The 22,143-nt window shown below is 35.5% G+C and carries 24 protein-coding genes; 16 read left to right on the plus strand and 8 right to left on the minus strand.

Translation table 11 applies throughout. The features are described from left to right. Positions 1–142: 142 nt before the first annotated feature. Genes KO521_RS06310 through KO521_RS06345 form a run of 8 tightly spaced genes read right to left on the minus strand, consistent with a single transcriptional unit; the run spans position 143 to position 9,101 of the window. Positions 143–2,002 (minus strand): type VI secretion system baseplate subunit TssF, encoded by a 1,860-nt coding sequence (locus KO521_RS06310; protein ID WP_215939053.1) that lies wholly within the window; start codon positions 2,000–2,002, stop codon positions 143–145. Between the two features lie 60 nt (positions 2,003–2,062). Beyond that, a complete protein-coding gene (locus tag KO521_RS06315; protein ID WP_215939054.1) occupies positions 2,063–2,494 on the minus strand; it encodes a GPW/gp25 family protein in 432 nt (143 codons plus the stop codon). A gap of 57 nt (positions 2,495–2,551) precedes the next feature. Further along, on the minus strand, positions 2,552–5,014 hold the full coding sequence (locus KO521_RS06320; protein WP_215939055.1) for an AAA family ATPase: 2,463 nt from the start codon (positions 5,012–5,014) through the stop codon (positions 2,552–2,554). A gap of 7 nt (positions 5,015–5,021) precedes the next feature. Further along, on the minus strand, positions 5,022–5,531 hold the full coding sequence (gene tssO / locus KO521_RS06325; RefSeq protein WP_215939056.1) for a type VI secretion system TssO: 510 nt from the start codon (positions 5,529–5,531) through the stop codon (positions 5,022–5,024). A 9-nt stretch (positions 5,532–5,540) separates the two neighbouring features. Next, positions 5,541–6,683, minus strand: a complete 1,143-nt coding sequence (locus KO521_RS06330; protein ID WP_215939057.1) for a hypothetical protein — start codon at positions 6,681–6,683, stop codon at positions 5,541–5,543. Between the two features lie 10 nt (positions 6,684–6,693). Then, the gene (locus tag KO521_RS06335; protein WP_215939058.1) at positions 6,694–7,560 is read right to left on the minus strand and encodes a TssN family type VI secretion system protein; all 867 of its coding nucleotides are present in this window, start codon (positions 7,558–7,560) and stop codon (positions 6,694–6,696) included. Positions 7,561–7,566: 6 nt separating this feature from the next. Then, on the minus strand, positions 7,567–8,472 hold the full coding sequence (locus tag KO521_RS06340; RefSeq protein ID WP_215939059.1) for a hypothetical protein: 906 nt from the start codon (positions 8,470–8,472) through the stop codon (positions 7,567–7,569). 2 nt (positions 8,473–8,474) lie between these two features. Continuing rightward, a complete protein-coding gene (locus KO521_RS06345) occupies positions 8,475–9,101 on the minus strand; it encodes a C40 family peptidase (RefSeq protein WP_215939060.1) in 627 nt (208 codons plus the stop codon). Between the two features lie 55 nt (positions 9,102–9,156). On the opposite strand from KO521_RS06345, the gene KO521_RS06350 reads away from it, so the two are divergent. The 16 genes from KO521_RS06350 to KO521_RS06425 all read left to right on the plus strand — a co-directional run bounded on the left by KO521_RS06350 (position 9,157) and on the right by KO521_RS06425 (position 22,101). Next, on the plus strand, positions 9,157–10,176 hold the full coding sequence (locus KO521_RS06350) for a PKD domain-containing protein (protein WP_215939061.1): 1,020 nt from the start codon (positions 9,157–9,159) through the stop codon (positions 10,174–10,176). Between the two features lie 450 nt (positions 10,177–10,626). Next, a complete protein-coding gene (gene tssD / locus KO521_RS06355; protein WP_215939062.1) occupies positions 10,627–11,016 on the plus strand; it encodes a type VI secretion system tube protein TssD in 390 nt (129 codons plus the stop codon). A 309-nt stretch (positions 11,017–11,325) separates the two neighbouring features. Further along, the gene (locus KO521_RS06360) at positions 11,326–11,778 is read left to right on the plus strand and encodes a hypothetical protein (RefSeq protein WP_215939063.1); all 453 of its coding nucleotides are present in this window, start codon (positions 11,326–11,328) and stop codon (positions 11,776–11,778) included. Between the two features lie 6 nt (positions 11,779–11,784). Then, positions 11,785–13,143 (plus strand): DUF5458 family protein, encoded by a 1,359-nt coding sequence (locus KO521_RS06365; protein ID WP_215939064.1) that lies wholly within the window; start codon positions 11,785–11,787, stop codon positions 13,141–13,143. 143 nt (positions 13,144–13,286) lie between these two features. Then, complete coding sequence (gene tssD / locus KO521_RS06370; protein ID WP_215939065.1) at positions 13,287–13,676, plus strand: type VI secretion system tube protein TssD; 390 nt, start codon at positions 13,287–13,289, stop codon at positions 13,674–13,676. A gap of 12 nt (positions 13,677–13,688) precedes the next feature. Beyond that, a complete protein-coding gene (locus KO521_RS06375; protein ID WP_215939066.1) occupies positions 13,689–14,954 on the plus strand; it encodes a hypothetical protein in 1,266 nt (421 codons plus the stop codon). 242 nt (positions 14,955–15,196) lie between these two features. Next, positions 15,197–15,652 carry a hypothetical protein gene (locus KO521_RS06380; RefSeq protein WP_215939067.1) on the plus strand — a complete coding sequence of 152 codons (456 nt, stop codon included), beginning with the start codon at positions 15,197–15,199 and terminating at the stop codon, positions 15,650–15,652. A 41-nt stretch (positions 15,653–15,693) separates the two neighbouring features. Continuing rightward, on the plus strand, positions 15,694–15,912 hold the full coding sequence (gene tssD / locus KO521_RS06385; protein ID WP_215939068.1) for a type VI secretion system tube protein TssD: 219 nt from the start codon (positions 15,694–15,696) through the stop codon (positions 15,910–15,912). Between the two features lie 4 nt (positions 15,913–15,916). Next, on the plus strand, positions 15,917–16,948 hold the full coding sequence (locus KO521_RS06390) for a hypothetical protein (RefSeq protein WP_215939069.1): 1,032 nt from the start codon (positions 15,917–15,919) through the stop codon (positions 16,946–16,948). Beyond that, a complete protein-coding gene (locus KO521_RS06395; RefSeq protein WP_215939070.1) occupies positions 16,941–17,351 on the plus strand; it encodes a hypothetical protein in 411 nt (136 codons plus the stop codon). Before KO521_RS06390 ends, KO521_RS06395 begins: the two co-directional genes overlap by 8 nt. Before the next feature lie 80 nt (positions 17,352–17,431). After that, the gene (locus KO521_RS06400) at positions 17,432–17,872 is read left to right on the plus strand and encodes a hypothetical protein (RefSeq protein ID WP_215939071.1); all 441 of its coding nucleotides are present in this window, start codon (positions 17,432–17,434) and stop codon (positions 17,870–17,872) included. Between the two features lie 700 nt (positions 17,873–18,572). Further along, complete coding sequence (locus KO521_RS06405; RefSeq protein WP_215939072.1) at positions 18,573–18,959, plus strand: hypothetical protein; 387 nt, start codon at positions 18,573–18,575, stop codon at positions 18,957–18,959. Between the two features lie 175 nt (positions 18,960–19,134). Further along, a complete protein-coding gene (locus tag KO521_RS06410) occupies positions 19,135–19,560 on the plus strand; it encodes a hypothetical protein (RefSeq protein ID WP_215939073.1) in 426 nt (141 codons plus the stop codon). A gap of 42 nt (positions 19,561–19,602) precedes the next feature. Continuing rightward, entirely contained in the window at positions 19,603–20,295 is a 693-nt protein-coding gene (locus tag KO521_RS06415; protein WP_215939074.1) for a hypothetical protein, read from the plus strand. A 268-nt stretch (positions 20,296–20,563) separates the two neighbouring features. Continuing rightward, positions 20,564–21,568 carry a DUF4138 domain-containing protein gene (locus KO521_RS06420; protein ID WP_215939075.1) on the plus strand — a complete coding sequence of 335 codons (1,005 nt, stop codon included), beginning with the start codon at positions 20,564–20,566 and terminating at the stop codon, positions 21,566–21,568. Further along, positions 21,565–22,101, plus strand: coding sequence for a conjugal transfer protein TraO (locus KO521_RS06425; RefSeq protein ID WP_215939076.1), 537 nt, complete (start codon positions 21,565–21,567; stop codon positions 22,099–22,101). The genes KO521_RS06420 and KO521_RS06425 overlap by 4 nt, the downstream gene beginning before the upstream one ends. The last annotated feature ends 42 nt before the right edge of the window (positions 22,102–22,143 follow it).

Consider the following 22,143-nt stretch of genomic DNA (forward strand, 5'->3'; position numbering starts at 1 on the left):
TACCAAAAATTCAAATGACAATTCGATGAACGGTATTTCGTACAAGTTGCCTGTTTGTATACAGGCAACTTTGTAAATTATAGTTTACAAATTATATAACGCTATAAGCTAACGCATTACCCTATTGGGGTATTATAGGTTGCTACATATAGAAAACCCGAAAAGGCAAAACGTTTGATGATTTGGTCTTAATGCCTATGAGAAGCTCTTTTTTAAGGTGCTCCCAATCATTTTCACTATAATCCGCGTCTGGATTACGGCTAATATAAATATCGGTGGTAGGGGTGTAGCCTACGGAGTTATCTTGTGAAACCATGACGCCTTTTTCTACAGTAACTTTAGTGATTGCTCCTTTGAATACGGCAAAGCAGTGATGTACAATGTCTTGACGTGTTATGATACGGCCCCTAGATAGAATTTGCTCCCGGTAAGCATAGATTTTTTCACTAGGGTTTGGTTCGTCATGACCACCTAAACTACCCGTTACGAAAACTAACGAATCTGGCTTAAAAGCCGTTCCCGAGTATTGGTATAATTTGCTGTACGGATTTATTTTATTCGCTTTATCCCCTGTAGTCGTCCAATAATCCGTAAAGACAATTTTATCCCTATTTTTCTGAACACTATTTCGATTAACTATCAAATAGGGAATTTTGTGTTTCCTGAAATTTCGCAGTTCTATCTGTTGCTCGATTCTGGAAACAATCTGCTTGAGTTCCTTTAAGTTGGAGTTGATAAAATCATCACCCATGGCCGAAAAAGCCACACTGTCCTCTTTAAGAAGGTCTAAGGTGTAATTTAATAGTTCCGAAGCGTCTCGTTCATCAAACCTGCTTACGCCACCATAACGTAAATAAGCTTGGGGTCGCGCATCGTCTTTTTTATTTCTGTCCCTTACATAGTATTCGTTTCCGCTGTCTCCCAATACATTATGCACATCTAAAAAGAAATCGTTTCCTGATTCCAAAGGAATGATATTAAAATTAGGCTGTAAACGTTTACTGATGCTATGCGATTTTTTGTTCAGCGTTGGGAAGCAATTGACGTGACAGTGCAAGTTTTCAAGCATTTCTGAAGAAACTACGGTCGAAAATTCTATTTTAATCCATAGTAAAGGTGTACTAAGGGCATCAAGGTCCTTTTGGGTCAAGAATTCTTTGAATGCTTCAGGATACTTTTTCAGCTTTCCCTTTAAATCTATACTTCCATCTACTGTGTAAAAATGATTTCGATAAAACTCTTGTACGTATTCCTCGTAAAACTGAATTTTACTCTGTATGCTCTCATTGATGTAAGCACTATAATCGTCTTTTACGATTTCCCGTTGGGCATACCCTTTGGATACATTCAGCAATTGGCCATTTATAGACCAATCAGCAATACCCAAATGGTGCACCAAAAGCTCTTTGTTGGCAAAATTCAAAAGGTCAAAATAACAAATGAGATCATCCAAGGTCTTCATGCCAGGGGCAGGCTTAATGCCCATATAAATACTGGAGTTTTCGGTACTACCTTCAAAATCAGAACTTTTTAACCAAGGAATTGTTCTGTGATTATGGTATGAAACAACCTTGTCCGGATAGGCAATATAGTTGAGTTCGCAATTATTTAAAGTAAATTCTCCGGAAGGGCAAAAGAAAAAATCCTTAAAATCTTCCTTTCCACTATCCCTGAACAACGGCATTCTTTTTCTGTGAAAAAACTGACTTCTCTCATTGATTACCATTTTATCATCAACGGGCAAAGCATGCATAACGGCGTGTGCTGGTTTGGCAGTTACAGATATTTCTGGGGTCAGAAGGTCTACCAAACGTTCGGTTACTTTGGTCCGACTTGTTTTTATGGTATCTGAAATACGTTCGAACTCGTGCGCACAGGCATCAAAAAGAATACCTACAATAGGGTCAAAGGAATATTCTATTTCCATATCGTCTACACCCCAATCCTCGGCAGCTCTACGAATAAGTCTATCTTTTATCTCCTCTTTGGTAAGGCCCTTCATCTTGTTGTTTTTTTACTGAAAGTTGAATTTGGTTTTTCTTGATTACCTTCTGTTAGACAATCATTTATAGGACAAAGGCGCTAAATAATAATCACCGGTAAATACAAAAGGCTCGTCGGTTTTTACAATGGTTCCTTTAATAGTAATGTAGAGATATTTCTTTAGGCGCACCTTATTGGTCTTAGACGAGAGGCTTTCCATCAATTCAATGTTCAGATCTATATTGGTCAAGCGTTTTTCGTAGGTTTTGATTTGTTCCGTCAAAGATTTTTTAATTCTTTCCTTTAGCACATTGGTATTTACCAAAAGGTCAAAATCAGTTTCCCAAATTTCACTTCCAAACTGCTCATCAAAAGTATACTCTTCAAAATAAGTAGTTATGATAACGCTTATAAACTGAGAAATGGAGTCTTGAAGCGTTAACTTTTTAAGCTCTTTTTTTTCAAAAAAACGCTGAAAATCAAATGGGACTTGGTAATACGGTTTAGCCATTATTTTTTAAATCAACTACAATTGTTATTGCTTGTAAAATTTTTATAATTATTACGACTACTTGATTACTTTAAAATCTAGCTCGCCTTTCTTTAACGTAACTTTTACCGTTTGTGGTGCCTTGATCGCTCCAGAAATAATCATTTTAGATAGCGGACGTTTTAATTTGTTACGGATAACGGCCTTTAAGGGGCGAACACCATACGTAGAGGAGAAGCCATCCAAAGATAAATGATCCTTGGTTTTTTTATCGATTTGTAAAGTAATCCCCAATCGTTCAGTAAGCACCAATAATTCTTTCTTCAAATGAAGATCAAAGATGAATGGGGCGTTCTTTTCAGAAATTGGCGCAAAAGGTACAATTTCAGTAATCCGGCCTAAAAACTCTGGTCTAAAATATCCTGCCATAATCTCTAACAATTCGTTAGATTTAGGAATTTTACCTCCTTCAATTGATTTGCTGATAAAATCGGAACCAATATTGGAAGTGAACAGGATAACCGCATTGGAAAAGTCTCCGACCTTTCCTAAACGATCATTTAGCTTCCCTTCATCAAGAATCTGTAAGAACACATCAAAAACGGATTGATGCGCTTTTTCAATTTCATCAAAAAGTACGATCGAATATGGTTTTTGGCGTATTTTGTTTACCAAAACCCCGCCCTCTTCATAACCTACATATCCCGGAGGTGCTCCATATAATAAAGCTGCGGAATGTTCTTCTTTAAATTCCGACATATCAAAACGAAGAATTGCCGTCTCATCATTAAATAGAAATTCTGCCAATGATTTGGCTAATTCCGTTTTTCCTGTTCCTGTAGGTCCTGAGAAGAAAAAAGAGCCGATGGGCTGCCCGGCTTTTGAAAGTCCGGACCTAGATTCAATAATGGCTTCCGTAACGGTCTGTATAGCATTATCCTGGCCTATGACCCTTTTCTTTAGGGTGGCTTCCATCTCTAGCAAGCGTTCTCTTTCTTGGGTTTGTACCTTACCGGCAGGAATACCCGTAATACCGGCTACCATTGCTGCAAGGTCTTCTTCGGTTACTGCGGTCCGGTCTTCTTTTGAATGATTTTCAATACCGGACAATATCTTTTTTATATAGGCCGATTTTTTTGAGAAGGTAGGTAGTCTTAGACTATCTTCCGTATCAAATTTACCAGTTACTATAGGGCTCAATCTATTCTTAAGTTCAATGTAAACCCAATCTATAGCCTGAACCTTATCTGCTTCTTGTTGTTTTTCCCCTTCCGATTCTATTTCTGTAATCTTAGCGTTCAAATCTTCTAAATCTGTTGGTAATGATTGCGTGGAAACGTTTGCCGCAGCCATAGTTCTATCTACCAAATCCAGGGCAGAATCGGGCAAGCTTTTTTCTTTTAAATACCGTTTTGATAGGCGAATAGACTCTCTTAAGGCCTCATCATCTATGTTTAACGTATGATGTTCGGTATAGGTTTGGCCAACACTTTTTAAAATACGGAAAGCCATTTCAGAATCCGGCTCTTCTACCGTCACAGACTCAAACCTTCTATTAAGTCCATCATCATTGGCAATATGTTTTCTGTAATTATCGGCCGTTGTGGCACCAATTAAAATAACCTCTCCTTTGTTTAATTCCGATTTAATGACATTTAAAATGCCTTGGCTGGCAGACGCATCTTGCAACAGCACATGAAAATCATCAACAAATAAGATGGGTTTCACCAAATTTTTGGCTTCGTTAAAGATACTTTGCAAACGATCTTCAACCTCTCCTTTATACGATGCTCCCGAAAGTAGCACGGCAGTATCCACTTCTAATAGGCTGGCCTGTTGTAAGGTGTCTACAATTTTTCTAGAATGAATTTCCTTGGCTAGATTATTGATTAAAACCGTTTTGCCAACCCCAGACTCCCCTTGAACCATAACATTGGGTTTGGATTTTCTACTTAGGATTTCTGCAATTTGCTTTAATTCGCGATCACGGTTTATGATATGGTCATAATCACCACTGGATGCTTCAACAAGCAAATCGTTGGTGTATTTTTTTAATACGTCGGTATCTGAAGTGAAATCGCTTGTACTGGTAACGGTTTTCTTTTTTGCTCCCCCGTTGCTGCTAGTTCCTGTTGAAAAATTATCAAGCAATTCTGAACTACTTACAGGTAATGATTTTACTTGGTCAAAGCTAAAACCAACACCAGGAGTGATGGCAGAAATGAACAAGCATATAAGATCAACATCTGGCTTGTTCAATTTACCTTGTACCTCTTCTGCTTCTATAAATACCATTTTAGCCTCTGAGCTAGCTTTAATGGTCATTGTACGACTTGACCGTTTGGGGTGTGATTCCATATTAACATCGGCCCATTCTTCAATAAAATATACATCTACTCCTTTGTCGTGTAGGGCTCGGAGTAAAGAAAGGTCTCTGTTCAATGAGGCCTTTATTAAGTGGGCGGGACCAAAACTTTCATGTTGGTGTTCTTCGGCAAGTTGTGTAGCAATGTGTATAGCTTTCTCTAATTCGGTGTTCATGTAATGGTTAGTTTCGGTTCATACGTTTAGCAAGATCTAAAGCTGTATTGAGCCTGCTTATTTCTTTTTCATAATCGGTAACTTGTTCCTCAAGATCTTTTATTTCCTGTCTTGCGGTTTCTACTTGTTTTAAATCTCTCTTGGCATCTACGAGTTTATTGTAGGTTAAGACCAGGTTCTCGTACATGCTACGGTCATCCAATGAATCTTTTGGGATATCACTTCTAAGGTCTATTAGATTCTTGATGATGGACTGTTCTACAAAGAACCAACCTTCTTTTACCGTATCTAGTGAATCTATTTGTTTATCTACATCTTCCAAAGTATTGATGAATTTTTTCTGGTAAAGAAACTCGTATTGCATTTTTTTATTTTCCTTACGTAGCACCGCATTCTCTTTCCATGGCAGTTTATAACTGTAGAAGAAAGCTGTAAACAGAATACCCACCGTTATGACGAACATTAGTAAAAAAAGTAGGAAAGAAGAAGTTCTTTCTTTTTTGTTAAGTATCTCCATAATATGTTTTTATTCAGCTAGGAACGAAGTCTTACCTGATTTGTCCTGTTTGTTCTTGACTATGTTTTCATTTACGAAAATACCCATGTCCCTTCGTTTTCCAATATAATCAACTTGCGTTAACACCGTAAGTAAACGATCAATAACACTCATAAAACCAGATGCTAAAATTACATTTTGGTTTACATCGTTGTGGTTGTATTGCATATTGATCACATCCGTAAATATTTTTTCATAGTCACCTCCTTTTAATTCGGTCCACTCTCCAAAATAATTGAAAAGTTCTTCCTTGTTCTGAGAAGATGAGATATCTACCGATCCTTTAAACACTCGTGCAAAACTTACGATAATTTCCAAAAGTTCTTTGGGGTGCATGTCATATTCTTCCCATTTGATCTTCGTAATTTGCTGGGCAAGGTATGCATACGCTTTGTCAACAGCCAAATGCATGGCATCTGCAACAGGATTGTCACTCTGTTTGGCCATTATCTTTTGAACGATAAGGATTGCGTTTCGCTCCGTCATCTTTACAAAGTTCTCTGTTTCGTTATAAAAGTCTATTAGGCTTTCATGAGCACCAAGGGTTAAACTAGGGGGTATGTAGTCTGTTGCAATGGAAAGGCTTTTGCCTTCTTTTTGAATTTTAGCAATAGGGAGCTGATTGCCTGATAAGCCGGATTTTGCCAAATCATCACTCGTAATAAAAGTAAAAAACTGTCCGTTGGTCAAAAATGGATATCTTGGTGGTATTTCTTTTGGGTCTTGCGCGCCAAAAGGTATGGTGTTGTCCGTATCCAAATTTATCAGCAAAAAACCTTCCTCTAGTTTACTGTCCGCCAATTCATCAACAACAATTTCTTCTTTGACCGAAGGTGTGTTCTCCGTAATTTCTATTCGGTTTCCATTGGGGGTAATAGCGCGTAATTTTTTGATGCTTACTTTAAGGCTTTTATGAACATCCAGGTTTATAGCATATTCATTGTTGCCATCAAGATAAGAAGCCAAGAAACCATGTCCGTATCTGCCTTTGCGCACGACGTAAGCATCTTTAATACTGTTTTCGGCAAAATTTTGAAGGCTTTCAAAATGCTCCTTGGAGATTTTCATGCCATCTACCCAATTGATTTTAAAATTTTTGATATCCTCTATCATGCTATTTATATTATATACGTTGGCAAATTACGACATCGCCGTCGTTTAGGTTATTATCTTCTACGGTAAGCTCGGAATCTATATGTTTAGAAGCTCCATACCACTTTGGTTTGCTATAAAAATACCAACCGTGCGGGTCACCCGATGCATCGCTCAGTTCTATTTTCGTTGTTGTTTTTTTTACGTTATAGTCGTTTATGAAGAAAAAGAACAATCTTCCAAATTCCATATTCTTGGGCGCTTTAGCTTTAAAGCTCGTCATTTCCCCGGATTCGGTATTTTTATAGAACATAAAGTTAAGTATGATCATGTTCTTAAGCTCATAATGTTCTGGGGTATCGTATTTTTTCTGAATAGGATAATACCATTTAGTGTACAACTTTACCGGAATTGAGATAGAATATTCAAAGAGCACGAAAAAGCTGGTAGGTACTGTAAATGCAGCAATCGTTAAAAAATAGTAGGGTAGATACTCCAAATCTTTATAGTGTGCAGCGATCATAATGACCGGAACCATGACCGCAAATGATGTTATGATTCCAAAAAGCAATTCTTTTAATCCTTTGTCCGTATCGAATTTTTCAAATAAATAGCGGTAGAAAAATACATGAAGGCCACCCATTATCATTGCAAAGGCAAGCATCCAAAAATAACGGAACATTAAGGTAGTTTGCTTTAAGTTGTATATAATAGCCAAGAATATTCCCATTATGGCAATTAAGGCTGCAAGATAGTAGTAGTACTTTTTCTTTCTTCTTTTAAACCCAGGAGTTTTCCGGGCCAATAGACCAAGCGCCAATAAAATGAAAACCATGACAATGGCAAAAGGAATCAGGGCTTGTATATTTATAAATCTCTTTAGGTAACTTCCGATCATAGGGGTCTAAATTGTAGCGGAAACGCCGAGTCTTCCGGAATATATGTCTTCACTCATCACAAATTCTCTTTCTTTTTCGGCCAACGTAAATTGTATTTCAAAATCGGCCTCATAAGGTAAGGTGTGTTCCAAAAAGAAATTCATTAATGCGTGAATTTTTCCATCTGGCATATAATCAACTATTTTTTCAGGTCGTCTTATTTTGTCAATAATAAAAATATATTTTGGAAGAAAAGTAATTGGTTTTCCTTCTGTTGCCATGTTTATGCCCAATTGCCATGGTTCTTGTTTTGTCTCCGCCGCTATCGTGGCATAGTCCTGTTTAATAATTAGTTTTTCTTCAATGATATTCTCCAATACTAGTTGTAACAACGGCAAATCCCCGGCTATCTTGTACATGAAGGGCATAGTCTTTAATATCTTTGCGGCTATATTTCCGGGAATCCTTGGATCTATCTGCCAAAGGTTCAATAAAAAACCAACCAACTCCGGGCTTCCTAAAGATTTAAAGGTAAGGTCTTCGGCTGATTCTATGGCAACCCGCTGAAGAAAAAACTCGGTTTCTAAAGGCTTAAAAAACTTCCTGGCATTTTCTTCTTCTATTTTTCTTCCGTTGTAATCCGTAACCATGGTTTCAACAAAAGGGGTGCTGGAGTAGGTACGATGAAAAAATCTTTCGGGGAAAATATTATAAAAACTTCTACGGCTCAGAGAAATCTCCGTGGTATTACTTTTGTCTAAACTCTCTTGTACAGATGTAATATCCTTACTAAAGCGTCTTTTAAAAAAATCTACAAGTACAATATCTAGCTCAGTCTCTTCATTTAAATAAGAGATAAAAGTTTCCGCTTTTAAATCAAAATTAAGATCAAACAGTTCTTGTTGTATTTGTTCTGGGGATAAGGTCTTCATTATTACAGGTTTTTGAGCAAACGTGCACCGGAAACAAATCTATCTTGCCAGTATTTTGAGTTCAAATCCGCAATTTGAACTCCCTTGGGAGAATTGGAGCCTGTAAACTTTCCATTTTGAAGATAGATTCCTACATGGGAAACCACTCGGTCTTCATCTCGTAATCTAAAAAACAGTAGATCACCTTGTTGTAAGAATTTTTGACCGGAAAAGTGTGCTTTAATATCATAATTAAACTGCTCTATTGAGGTTCTTGGTAATTCAAAACCATAAACTTTCTGGTAAATATCTTGTACATACGCTGAGCAGTCTACACCATTTTTAGTTGTGCCTCCCCACAGGTAAGGCGTGTCCATCCAATCATCTATATTCGCATATAATTTTTCGTTCTTTATATCTTCATAAGGGATGCCCAATAACTTAGAAAAATCAAGTCTTTGTTCTTCGGTTAGGTAAGAAGGTTCAACAATAGTAATTTGTTTTTTATCTTGTGCTTCTTTTTCGGCTGCCAAACGTTTTGATTTTTCTATTTCTTGCCTGTAGTACTCGCCTTGGCCCGCTACAGCAGTTTTATTGGCGCAACCGGCAAGTAATGCAATAATTAAAAAAAAAGACAGTTTTAATTTCATATAAAAAATCGTACATTTAATTGAAAGGAAGAATGGATAAAATTAGAGATTAATTATGAATAATAAAAGTATTAAAACTCACTTTGATAGTAACGTGTTTATCACTTTTTTAGTATTGTTCCTTGTTGGATTAGCACTTTTTTCTTTCCGTCTGAATAGTGAGGTGGATTGTAGTAATGTTGATTTTGAGATCATTTCCAATTCTTACACCACGGAAGATCTTATCGAATTCAAAAGTACGGATAGTTCAGGATTTAATTGGACCTGGAATTTTGGGGATAATGAATCTGAAGCATACCGTTCAGATGTCGTTCATCAATTTAAAAAACCAGGTAAATATTCTGTTTCATTGCAAATGAACGGTGAGTGCATGGCTTCACGCGAAATTGTAATTACAAAAGACAAGATAGTACGTGATGCAAAGCTTATACCTAATATTGTTTTACCTAAAAAAGTCAGGGTAGGAGATGAAGTTGAGTTTTTTAACGACTCTAAGTTTGCCAATTCTTGGCAATGGAGCTTTGGCGAAACCGCAGCGGTAGATGGAAATGATAGAAGAGAAAGATATACATATAAGACGCCGGGCGAAAAAACAATCCTGCTAGTTGTAAACGGAGACCGAAGGCACGAAGCAAAACGGATTTTAACAGTTTACCCTTCTAAAAAGAAAGAGCGGATAGGAAGAAGCCGAAATGCAAGTGCACCTATAGAAAATGTCTTGGCAACAATTCCTGAAGCTCCAAAAGAGGAAAAACCGGTAGTAGAAGATAGTGATACCATAGATGCACCACCTTATATTGAGATTTCTAGTGAAGAGATAGAGGATATGCTAGTAAGATACTCGGTAAGAAATCTTGACGATGTTAGTATTCGGAATTATTTTTGTGTCACTAACATTCCTGTTTTCAACAAAAGCGGAGACCGTTTTACCGTTAGCCAGTTCTTTAAAGCTGTGCGGGATGTTAAGATTGAAATTAACAGTCTTAAGCTTTATAGAGACAAAAAAACAGGTTGCATAAAAAGTATGACGGTAGATATGCGTACAAAAAAAGGATTGTTCTGGAAGAGCTTTTAAAAATTTAGGCACGCTCATTTAATCAAATTATTCGCATTAATTATAATCTAGTGATATTCAATATAAATGAGCTAGAGGTTTTTATGATGGATAATTCTTGCTTATTTCTACAGAATAAATAATCTCTCAATTGGTTTAAATCTTAAAAGCCTAAAAACCAAGCGGGGTTATTCCATTAAACTATGGGCCTGTGAACCGCAGGGCTTGAGTAGGGGAAATTAACTGACAGTATTAATCTTATTTAGGAGAATTTTACTTCAAATTATAGGTGGTATTTTCGTGCGTAACAAAGACCTTCTTTTCCTTCATTTTTTTTACTTAATAATTATTTAATGTTGCATTTTATCGAAAAATCTTTGGATAGTATCAGATAATTAATAGTTTAGCAGCGTCTTATTGACGTTTTTTTTTATATAAATCAGGTATTAATTACCACAAAAATTATTTTTTATGTCTTTCAAAGCTAAATTGAATTTAGGAGGAAAAGAGTACAATGTTTTAAATTGTAACTACGATCTTTTTCAAGAAACAGATCCAACAGGTCGCCCGTCTTCTGTAACAAGAGGAGGTAAGATTACTGTTACTGTAGAATCCAATGACGACACTACCGGTGTTGAATTAATGATGGATAACTTCGGTAAAAAAGATGGATCTATTACTTACACGAAAAGAGATACGGATGCTAAACTTAAAGAAATTAAGTTTACCGAAGCTTACATGGTAAAGTACAGAGAAAACTTTGATGCTTCTGGTACCAATCCTTTAACGGAGACCTTTACTTTATCTGCAAAAGAATTAAGTATTGGTGGTGGTCAGCACCAGAACGAATGGGTAATGTAATCCATTTAATTCCAAATATTATTAAAAGGAGGCTGGTAAATGCCTCCTTTTTTTTACTTTTCTCACGAGCACACTAGGTATTTATGGTCGTCCACAATACTATTTTTGTAATCTTTACGGTTATAGGGTAGTGTAAGGACTTATTTTTAGTAACACCTGCGTAATAAGGTGTTGTAAACATTACATGTAGTTTTTTAGTGTGTATCATATTTAAATGGGAGTAAAGAAAAACTTACGCAAGCTCATTCAAGTACTTTGCTTGCATATACCATTTTTTTGAGTAAATTTAAAAATTAAAAAAATATAAATATGGCTATTGATAACGTAGGTATTGGTGGTAATGAAGTGAAAGGCGATGCTAACGAAGCGTTGAACGTCATTCCACAAAACAGGGCTTTGATTGCCGGTAAGCTTACCCCTAACGCACCCGTAAAACCCGAAGTTGTAGAGGGTCTTAGAACCGTTGAAGACGTTTTTGAGCATTATGAACCCGAACTTAAAATCCCTTTTGAAGATAAGGATGGTGGCACGGTAAACGAAACCTTAAAATTCAGAAATCTGGGTGATTTTGGCAAAAAAGGCATTACCAATAATAGTGTTTTTTTAAAAGAGCTTGAAATTGAGAGCGATCAATATAAAAAAATGATCAAGCAATTAAAGACCAATAAGATTTTAAAAGCCGCTTTGGAAGATCCGGAAGCTAAAAAATCTTTGGTAGATACTATCGATGCTTTGATCGATGAAATTAAAAACACTAAATAAATTTACATGGCTGATACACAGAACAACCAAAAAGCCGCACAGCTAAGTGAGAAACCTTATGCGGAACAGATAAAGGAAAAATCGGACGGACTAGTTAAATATGGCGGGTACGACCTTTTGGAATCTGCCATTGATGACGTACAGAACCTGAATCCTGATCGTAAGGCAAGACGAAAAATGTTTCTTACTGAAAACAGTAAAAAACAAGAGCGTAACGATTTATTGAAAAAATTAGAGCTTTGGTCTGAAACCCTTAAATCTGGTGATGATATCATTTCATTGGTACAAGCTGCAGATGATAAGGCAGAATTGGCGCAACAGGTACTTACAAAAAATTTGAAGTCGGCTTTAGAGGAAACTCGAGAATTGGAAACTTCATACCGTTCCGTAGCCTTATTTTACAAAAATACAGATTTACCTTCCTTAAAGAACGTTTCCGTTATAAATGCGGAACTTGATCAACTTACGGATTTGGACAATACCCGTTTCTTTGATCACATTCGTGAAGAACTGGTTGATAAATATGACCGTTTGGACCTTCGCGAAAATTATTCGCTAATGGTACTTCCTGGGTATTTAGGTTCTAAATCAGTAGTTGATAAATGGGCCAAAGTAGCACATGACAACAAAGTGACCTTAGTGACCGATTTTGCACATTTAGATGAGCCGGACGATGTAATGGAAATGTTCGAAAGCGCCAATCTTGCTAGTGGCGATATGTATTTGTCCAACACTATCATGACCTGTAACTGGTTAGTAGGCCGTGGTAAACATGCCGAAGTTGGTGAAGAAGAAGATGTACACGTACCGCCTTCTGGTGCGCTTGCAGGTAAAATTTACAAAACCTTGATGTCTCAGGTAACCGCCGGTAAAAAACACGGTGGCCTTAGTGAAGTAGACGGAGTTAAGTTTGATTTAAGAAAAAGCGAAATCGCCAATTTGGAAAATCTAGGTTTGGTACCTATGGTTAACGAATACGGTAAGGTTATGGCCTTTTCTGCCAAGACACTTTTTAATGGAGATAACCTAGGTCTTCAGACCTATTCTGTAGTTCGTGTGTTTGATTATGTGGCCAAAGTATTAATGGACTTTTTAAACCGTAGGGCTTTTGAGAACTTTAGCACCAAGACCCGTAACGAGATACAATCGCAGATTGTACGGTTTTTAGATGAAATTACCGGACCGGACAAGCTGATCGAGAATTTTGATATTCGTAGGTTTGAACAAGACCCGAATCAAAAAGACCGTATTTATTTAGATGTCCACCTTAAACCTTATTTCCCGGCCAAGAACTTTATGATCAAAATGGATGGTCAGAAAGGTGATGATGGTGCGGAGTGGGATACGGAATACGCACAACAATAAATAAGGCAAATCTAAACGAAGCTACAGCTTCTAAAGTCTTGTTATAGAGAATAATAAACAAAAACTTGGGTTTTGGTTAGGATGGTTTTGCTCAAAAGTGAACCTATAAACAATACCCCGCTATTTTTAAAACCTGAATAATTATGTCATTTTTAGCAAAACTTACTGTTGACGGGCAGATATATAATGTGCTTAACTGTACCTATAATTTTGAACAGCCTATTGATGGAACAGGCAAACCATCAGGTAAACCAAGAGGAGGGCAAATTATGGTCACTCTTGAATCAAAGGGTGAATATGATTTGTTTCATTGGATGAATGAGCCTGAACAAACAAAAGATGGTACCATCGTTTTCTTTAAACGTGATGCCATGTCAAAACTACAAGAAGTGAAGTTTACCAAAGGATTTTGTGTTAAACTTACAGAGAATTTTGATGCTATAAGTTCTAGGCCCATGCAAAAAAGAATCGTCATTTCTGCAAAAACCATTACTATTGGAGATATGAATTTTGAAAATCAGTGGGGCGAGTAAAATCTTTAATTTATGGAAGAAGAATTACTAAAAGAGTTGGATAGTATCCTTCAACCTGCAATTGCCAAATCTTGGGCAGACGCCAAAAGAAATGCCTATGGGAATGACCCTAGGGATGCTTTTTTGGATTTACTTAAGGTGCAGTTGGACAATACCAAAGTTGATATTTCAAAGAGCATGTACCAAATCGATTTGGCAATGCAGGGCAATTCTACAAGGGTTGAGTCCGCTTTACAAGATATGAGTCAGCCAGAAGAGGTAGTTAAGGTTGATATGAGTAATTATGTACGAGATACTCCAAATGGAACGAAAGTATTTGATGGCACTCAATGGTTTCTTTTTTCCAAAGAATCACAAATAGATTTTCAGGTGAACACTTCCCCGGAAACCTACAATGCACCCTTGGTCAAAGTTAGTGCCTATGATCCAACAACTAATTTTAGGGTAGCCTATATTGATTATGATACTACCGTAGAAGGTAATGAATTTTCATATTCGGGTAACGCAGATGATTTTGCAATGAGCGAATTGGATAAAAGTATATTTTACCAAGATCCACTTTATGCAGGAGCTAAATTTGCAGTCGGGAGCGTGGGTCTTGTTGCTGGAGAGTTAGAGGCATTTACTATGGCTCAGCATTATATTAATTATGATGATATATTAAGGATTCCACGTAAAGGAGGCGGTAGGAACTATGCAAATGGAGCTGGAAAGTTTAAAATGTTGGATGGTAAATGGGCTAATTTTGATGAAATAAGAAGTGTCAAAGGGTTTGAGCAAAACAAACTTAAAGTCAGTGCCAATAGCGCAAGAATTCGTGGAGCTAAAGCCGCCAAGGGTTTTAAAGTTGTTGGAAATGTGTTTTTTGCACTTTCAGTAGGTTTTTCTACAATTGAGATTATCAATGCTAGTATGAGCAATGATTCAAATAGAAAAGAGGTGTATTTTAAATCAGGTTTAGATATTACAATGAGTGTTGTAGCATTTATTCCAGTAGTGGGTTGGGCTATTTCAGGGACTTATTTTATAGCTGATGCATTCGGAGCCTTTGGTGATTTTGGGCAACCTAGTGGTATATCTCAAGAAGAATATAATAAGAACGCACTGCAAGAGATTAAGGTAATGCATGGTAATGGAATTAAATCTTTGAAATTTCAAATTGACTATGTACCTCCTGTAGAAAACGAAATAATTGATTTATATAGAGAAGAAAGACAGGTTAAAATAGATAACACCTATGTGGCCCCAAGCGTAAATATTCAAAAAATGAAATTTTAATGGAAGTTTGGCTTAAGAAAATACGGCCTCCTAAATACTTAAGGTATTTTTTTTTCATTATATACAGGTGGTATTCTTCATATAGTAGTGAAAAGCCAACAGCTCATTATACTGCGGCGATTTTTTTATCTATTCCACATTCTTTAGTATACATCTCAATCTGTATTCTTTTTGGGGTTCAAAGAATAAGTAAGCTTTATTTTTTATTTTTTTATCTTTTTATTTTTGTAATTCACTATTATATGTTTTTGTACAAGGACAAGTGGAAAGGGTTTTTACAAGAATTTAAACATTTGGATAGGAAAAAACGAGGCAAAGGTACTTATCTTGTCTTTTTATATCTTATCTTTTTTCTTTTTATAGCGATTTATCCTGCGGTTATTCGTTCTAATGAAAATTCCGATTCATATAAGTTAGAGACCTCAATAAGTAATAGTCTAGATACTTACGGTATAGCAAAATGTCTATCAATTCAAAAAGAGAAATCTTCAAATTTTGTATTTTATGAATTTTATATAGATGATCGAAAAGTATTGGGAACTACCGCTATAGAAGCTGTTGATGAATCATTGATCAATAAGTACTTTAAGGTGAAATATTCAAGCAAGAAAATCAACGAAAGTAAATTGTTGTTGAATCAGCCAGTTACGGATACTGTTGAAATAAAGAACGCTGGGTTTGATTTGGGCAGGAAGTAACAATTGTATAGTTATAAGGTGATTACGATTTGTTCCATTGGATGAAGGAGCCTGAACAGACAAAAGATGGGGCTATTGTGTTCTTTAAACGGGATGCCATGTCAAAACTACAGGAAGTTAAATTCTCTAAAGCCTATTGTGTTAGTCTTGAGGAAGAGTTTGATGCAAATGATGAGATGCCTATGCAAAAACGGATAGTCATTTCTGCAAAATCGATTACAGTAGGTGATATGGTTTTTGAAAATAGTTGGGGAGAATAAGCCTATGGATGCTCTAACCCAAAAATCACGTCAGCAAAGGTTAAAGCGAGAACTTAACAAATCGTTGGGTAGCGTGCGTCTTTCAAAGAACAAAAAACTGACTCTTGCTGATAAAAGCAAAATTAAGAAAGTTGCAGTAAAAGGTCTTCAACGTTATTTGACCGCTGAAATAAAAAGAACTAATACTAAGACGTATGATTGGTATTTTTTTAAAGATGACGGTGAACTATTTCATATTGAAGCTTTCAGAAATAGTCTGAACCATAATCGATATTTTATAGTTGATCATGAACAAGTGATGATTGAATCAAAGTTTGCACTTGGTTCATCTTATGGTCAACAGCGCATAACACAGTACGATATTTCAAGTAAAGAAATTGGCGATATTATATCTAGTTCTAAGAAATTATTCGCAGATATAATGAGGATTACCGTAAGTGAAAAAGAAGACGCCAAAATTTGGAAATCCTATGATACGATTGATGAAAAATCTATTATTACTATAACCTTAGGGTTGCCTGTCGCCATTATAGCTTCTGCAGAAGCTGTACCTCTGATGGTAATGGCAAGTAAGAGTAGTTTAACAAGCTCTGCTGTTTCTTCTTTAGGGAAGTCCTTTACCATTAATTCCTTTAGAACAGGACTTTATAATGGAGGAGCTAATTTATTTGGGCAACTTGCAACAAATGACTTTAAATTTGATGAGAAGATTGACTATTTCGACCCATTAATTTCCGGGGTGTCGGGAGGGTGGGGTTCCCTAGTGGCAGAATCTGCTTTTGAACTAAGATTTTCTAATGAAGGAGTAAAGTTCGGATATGAAGGCCATCAAAATTTTGTAGTGAATACTTTTACGGGTCTAATGGGCAGTCAAACTGGAGAGAAGTTAAGTAATTTTACAAAACCTTTAACTGATTTGAGTCCAAATATTGGTGGTTTAATGACTGATTTTTTGGGAGGGTCTGTTATAGGAGCAGGAGGAAATGTTTTGGGTGAAGAAATAAAGCTTAAACTCGAAATAGAAAAAAATGACTGAAAAACCATCAGTAAATAAGAATTTTAGGGGTTTAGTTCTGTTTTTGGTACTTATGTTATTGTTGTATATTGGATCTTTGGTCTATAATAATTACGTCAATAAAAAAATTCAGAACGGAAAAATGGTTACTATTGGTAGAATAATTGAGATAGCATCAGGAGCAAAAAATCTTTCAGTTAAATATCAATTTAAGCTACATAACGAAGACTATCGTGGTGCCTTGCCTATAGATAATTATCCTAAAATTAATATAGTAGGCAAGTTTTTTGAGGTTCATGTTTCACAAGAAAATCCAGGATTTAATAAGATATTTTTAGATAAAGAAATCACGGATTCAATTGCAATTTTAAAGGCAGGATTTTCTTTTGAAACAAGGATTAAAAGAAACCAATTTCAAGATTAATTCCTGTACTTTGTTAAAGTTCGCATTATACTTGTAATAAATTATAACTAAGCGGTGCTTTTTTTAACTTTTTGTTAAATATGATAAGATTAAAACTAATCATAAGTTCATTAATTATTTTTCTTTTATTCTGTAATCAAGGTTTTGAAAACAAACTACAGGGAACTTGGGAATATTCTAGAATAATTGATTCGGGAAAAACACTTCAAACATTATCAATAGAAGGAAAAAAGGAATCCACTAAATCACAGAAAGTTATTGATAGGTATATGAGGGAAGGAGTTGAGCGTTTCTATCTTGTATATGGAGAAAATGGAGAGTTAATTGAGTATAAGTTAGGTATGGGTATGAAGTTTAAGTATCGAGTTTCAAACGATACCATTTTTACTGACAACGAACCATATTATCGAATAGAGGAATTAACTTCGGAAAAATTAGTATTAAAATATTTTTATAGTGATGTTCCAACCACATATAAAAAGGTAGAGGTTGATTTATCAGATCATGAAATGGTAAATTGAGTATTCCTCCTGCTAGCGCTCGTATTTTATGAGTGCCGTACAAAGTAGGAGCAGGGTTAAACTAAAAGCAAAGTATCTGAAGTCTTTTATAGTTTTAGATTATAAGTTGATTAATGTAATCTAAGAAACATAGACGGCACTCATAAAATACGAGCGCTAGCGAGGAAGGCATTTCAAAAGGTATTGAGGAAGGGGTAGAAAGTACAAGTAATTCTAAAAAGGAAGAATAATGTTTGGTGCCGTACCCCGTTTCTTTGGAACTGTCGTTCGCTTCGTAATCGTTTATAGATTCGATTGGAACGTAATGGACCGGGCTTATCGAAAAGATAGAGGAAAAGAGAATTTGGAAAATCTGAAGGTAGGCCTATTGGTTATTGTTATAATTTTCGCGGTTGGTTTTATCGAATATTTGACAAGGACTTGATCCTCGCTAGCGCTCGTTTGAAACGAGTGCCGTTCAGAGTAAGAGCATTAATAAACTAAAAAGAAAGCTATCTCAAACATTTTAGATAGCTTTTGTATTTTTAGGTAATGAGATTAAATTGTAACGGAAGTACCTTGGACGGCACTCGTAAAACACGAGCGCTAACGGTAAGCCTTTTATAATTACGGAGGTCAATTTACTATATCAACCTTGATTTCTACGGCTAAAAAAAATAATGCTAACAAAGATTCCAAAGAATAATTTTATATTTCGAGAATGATTTTGGATAAAAGTAAAATTAGAGTTCTCATAGCGGTAGGTTTTTTATTGTCGGTAACCTATTTTGTTTCAAGGTATATCAAAAATGATATAAATTCAAATTCAGAATATACCATAGGTTTTGTTTATGACTATATGGAAGGTATAACATCAGGAGAATATATTTACTACCGCTATTATGTGTCGGGTCAGGTTTATGAAAATAGTAATTCTTATGATAATGCTCAAAAAGTAAAAGTCGGTGATTACTATACGGTAAAATACTCTACGAGTAATCCTGAACATTCTGAATTACTGCAAGGGCTTCTGATAACCGATACAATTCAAATAATAGCTGCAGGATTTAAATTGCCTAATAGTAAACAAAAATTATCAAGAAATTAAGTTGGTTTATCATAGTTTTTTGAAATGAGAAAACGGTAAAATAAAATGACCATTCACGTAAAGGCAGTGTATTGTTCTACAAATATCAGAATATATCCATATGGTCATAGGGAAGTATAAGATGTATAAAACTAAAATTTAGTTGGGAAAATAAATATTATAGATACAAATAATAATGAGGTACCTTATTGTTTTTATTATGTCGTTGCCTTTTGTTGTGTCAAGTCAAGAAAGTGAAGTGAATTTATACGGAACTTGGCATTATGAGCGCCGTTCAAAACCGGAAATAGGCTTCACCATGAGAATAGATGGTGAAGATGTTATCGAAGCATCGAATGATGAATCGGAAGACGGGGACGGCATGGATCATTTTTATTTGGTTTTTGAGAGTGAAGGACAATTAATCGAATATAAGGTAGGCATGGGGTTTCGCTCAAAATATAAAATCCTTGACAACACGGTCTACTCAAACGGAGACCCATTATATGAAATCGTGACATTCAGGGATAGTTTAATGGTCATAAAACAACCGAATGAAGTTGATACCGCCACGTATGAAAAGGTGGAGACAGATTTAAGTCATCTGGAAATAATTAATTGATATCTTTAAATAGAGAAGAAAAACAATATTTCCTAGAGCTATATGAATTTCAACAAATCTTATCTAGCAATATCCTTTTTACTTTTAATAAGCTGTCAAGCCCAAAAGAAGGATGTTTTGGTTGAAAAACTTTCACAAAAATATTGCAAGGCTATTGAAAATATAGAAATGAATGGGAAATCTAACCAAGTCATTCTAGAGGATATGCTAGTAGCTGCAAAAGCGGTAAGCAGTGAAAATACTGATTTGGTGAATACGATTAAAAAAGAAATAGCTATAGAAATAAAATCGACCGACGAAAAGAAAATAGGTTATGCTTTCGCAACAGATTTTGTAACGAATTTGATGGAGAATTGCCCTTCTTACTTTAAAATGGGAAGAGCAATAATTGAAAGACCAACTGAGACTAACGGTACGATAAAGTATGTTTCTAACAGAGTACAAGACTTTATGGCAAAATGGCAAAACCTCCCATTAAACGAACTTTATAAAAGAGCTAATGACTCTATAATAACAAATATTGATTATTCAAATTCTTATTTCTCGGATTACAAATCGGAAGACCAGTGGACTAACATAAAACCGATTACTGATATTCACTTAAATCTCTTGAATACATCGGATACTTATTTTAAAGCATTTTTAGTAAATGAACAATCTCGGGCAATGGGTTTGCCAGCAGAAGATTTTCCCCAAGCAAGAGTTATACAATGGGAATTTCAAGAGATCGATTGAACTAATTTTAAATAGACAATATCCAAAATTCTGTTTACACAAAATTTTGGATACTGTCTTGAATTTGGTCGGTATTAAAAACTATAACTTTGTTCTCTTTCCCAAACTTAATTCCGTTGTTTAACTATATAGAAACTCCTAAAACCAGCAAACTTCTCTATTCATCGATTATTTGGTTAATTGTTCCGTTAATTAGTATTTTTGTACTTTTCCTTTTTTGTTCTCATATAAGACATTAACATAGTCGTTGAAGAAATTAGACCTACTTATGAAGTCGTTCCCTACATTACTTATTTTTTTTCTAGGTAGCTTGTTGTTTTCGAGTCATAATCTTTGGTCGCAGACCCCGATTAATTTAAAAACCAATGATTTTGTAACTACTACTATTTTTTTTCCATCTAACATTAAAAAAGTAGTCGCGCCTGCGGCAAATTTTAAATTTAGTTATGAAAACGACTCTAATATTGGACTGCTTAAAGGGGGGAAGGGCAGGCCAAGCAATCTTTTGGTCATAACGGAACAAGGTTATATTTATTCATTTGCATTGAGTTATGCAGAAGAGGTACCGGAATTCAGTTTTATTCTAACAACCGATCAAGCCATTAGTAGAACCATAGCAAGTAATATAGAGAGCTCTGAAAAACCAAAAAATGTAATAAAACCTTCTGATACTAGTAATAAAGAAGCTAAAGAAGAATCGGTAGAAAACGAAGCAGTGAGGGGCGATCTTGATGATACAGAAAGTACATTAAAAGAGATAGATAACCCGGTTCAGAAAGAGAAAAATATCAAACAGGACCCCACAGTCGAAAACACAGCTGATATGGGCGACGAAGATTTATACGACGTGGATCGCGAGGAGTATTATCGTATTTATTGTGAAAATAACTATTTGCAAAAAACCGTTTTTAAAAGAAGTTTTAGACAGAACAAAAAAATTGCTTTGCGCTTAAATAATATTTTAGTAGATCGAAATGAAAAGTACTTTGTAGTGCAAATCGAAAATAACTCAAAAAGGACTTATAATATTGCCGGGCTCAGTTTCTTTAAAAAATCTAAGGTAGGCCAACTCGAGAAAATCATGAATCCTCTGTATACTTTTAATCTTCAGGAAAATATTGATCCGGATGGGATCAATGAAGTTGTATATGTGTTTAAAAATTTCAATATTAGCGCCAGAGAAAAAATCTCTGTAGTTTTGGCAGAGACAAATAGCGATAACTTGGTCATATTACCTCTAGATTATTTACTAATTAATTCTCCCTCCAATTGAAACATATCACGATATTATTTTTATTGCTATGTTTTCCTATAGTACTTGCTTCTCAAACTTATTCCAATACCTTTTCTGTATCCGGGGGTTTGTTTGGTGATGGTTATGGTGGAGAGATAACTTACAACACTAATTTAAGCGAAACAACCCGAACACAGATAGCTTTAAATGGTACCTCTACCAACTATAAAAGTGGAGTTGTGCGTATTCCATATACAAGTGTAACAGCTAGCTACTCCTACTTTATAACGGTTTTGAGCCGTAACAGAAAAATGCAATCCCTTTCATTGGGTGGAGGGGCCTTGGCGGGTTACGAATCGGTTAACAATGGAGATGTTGAGTTGAGTAATATACTTTCGGTTGATGGAGAGAGTAAATTTATTTTCGGTGCCGTAGTTACGGCTGATCTGGACATTATACTCACGGAACACCTTTCCCTTTTGGTAAAAACCTCACAGTTCTATCATGTGAACAGTGATTTTGGAAATCTCACCAATTATAGCGGACTAGGTATAAGATACTACTTCAATTAATTGAAAATTAAGTTTTAAAAATCGATAAGTTTAATTTTCTAC

The sequence above is a fragment of the Zobellia uliginosa genome, assembly GCF_018860745.1.
GTDB classification, from domain to species: Bacteria; Bacteroidota; Bacteroidia; order Flavobacteriales; family Flavobacteriaceae; genus Zobellia; species Zobellia uliginosa_B.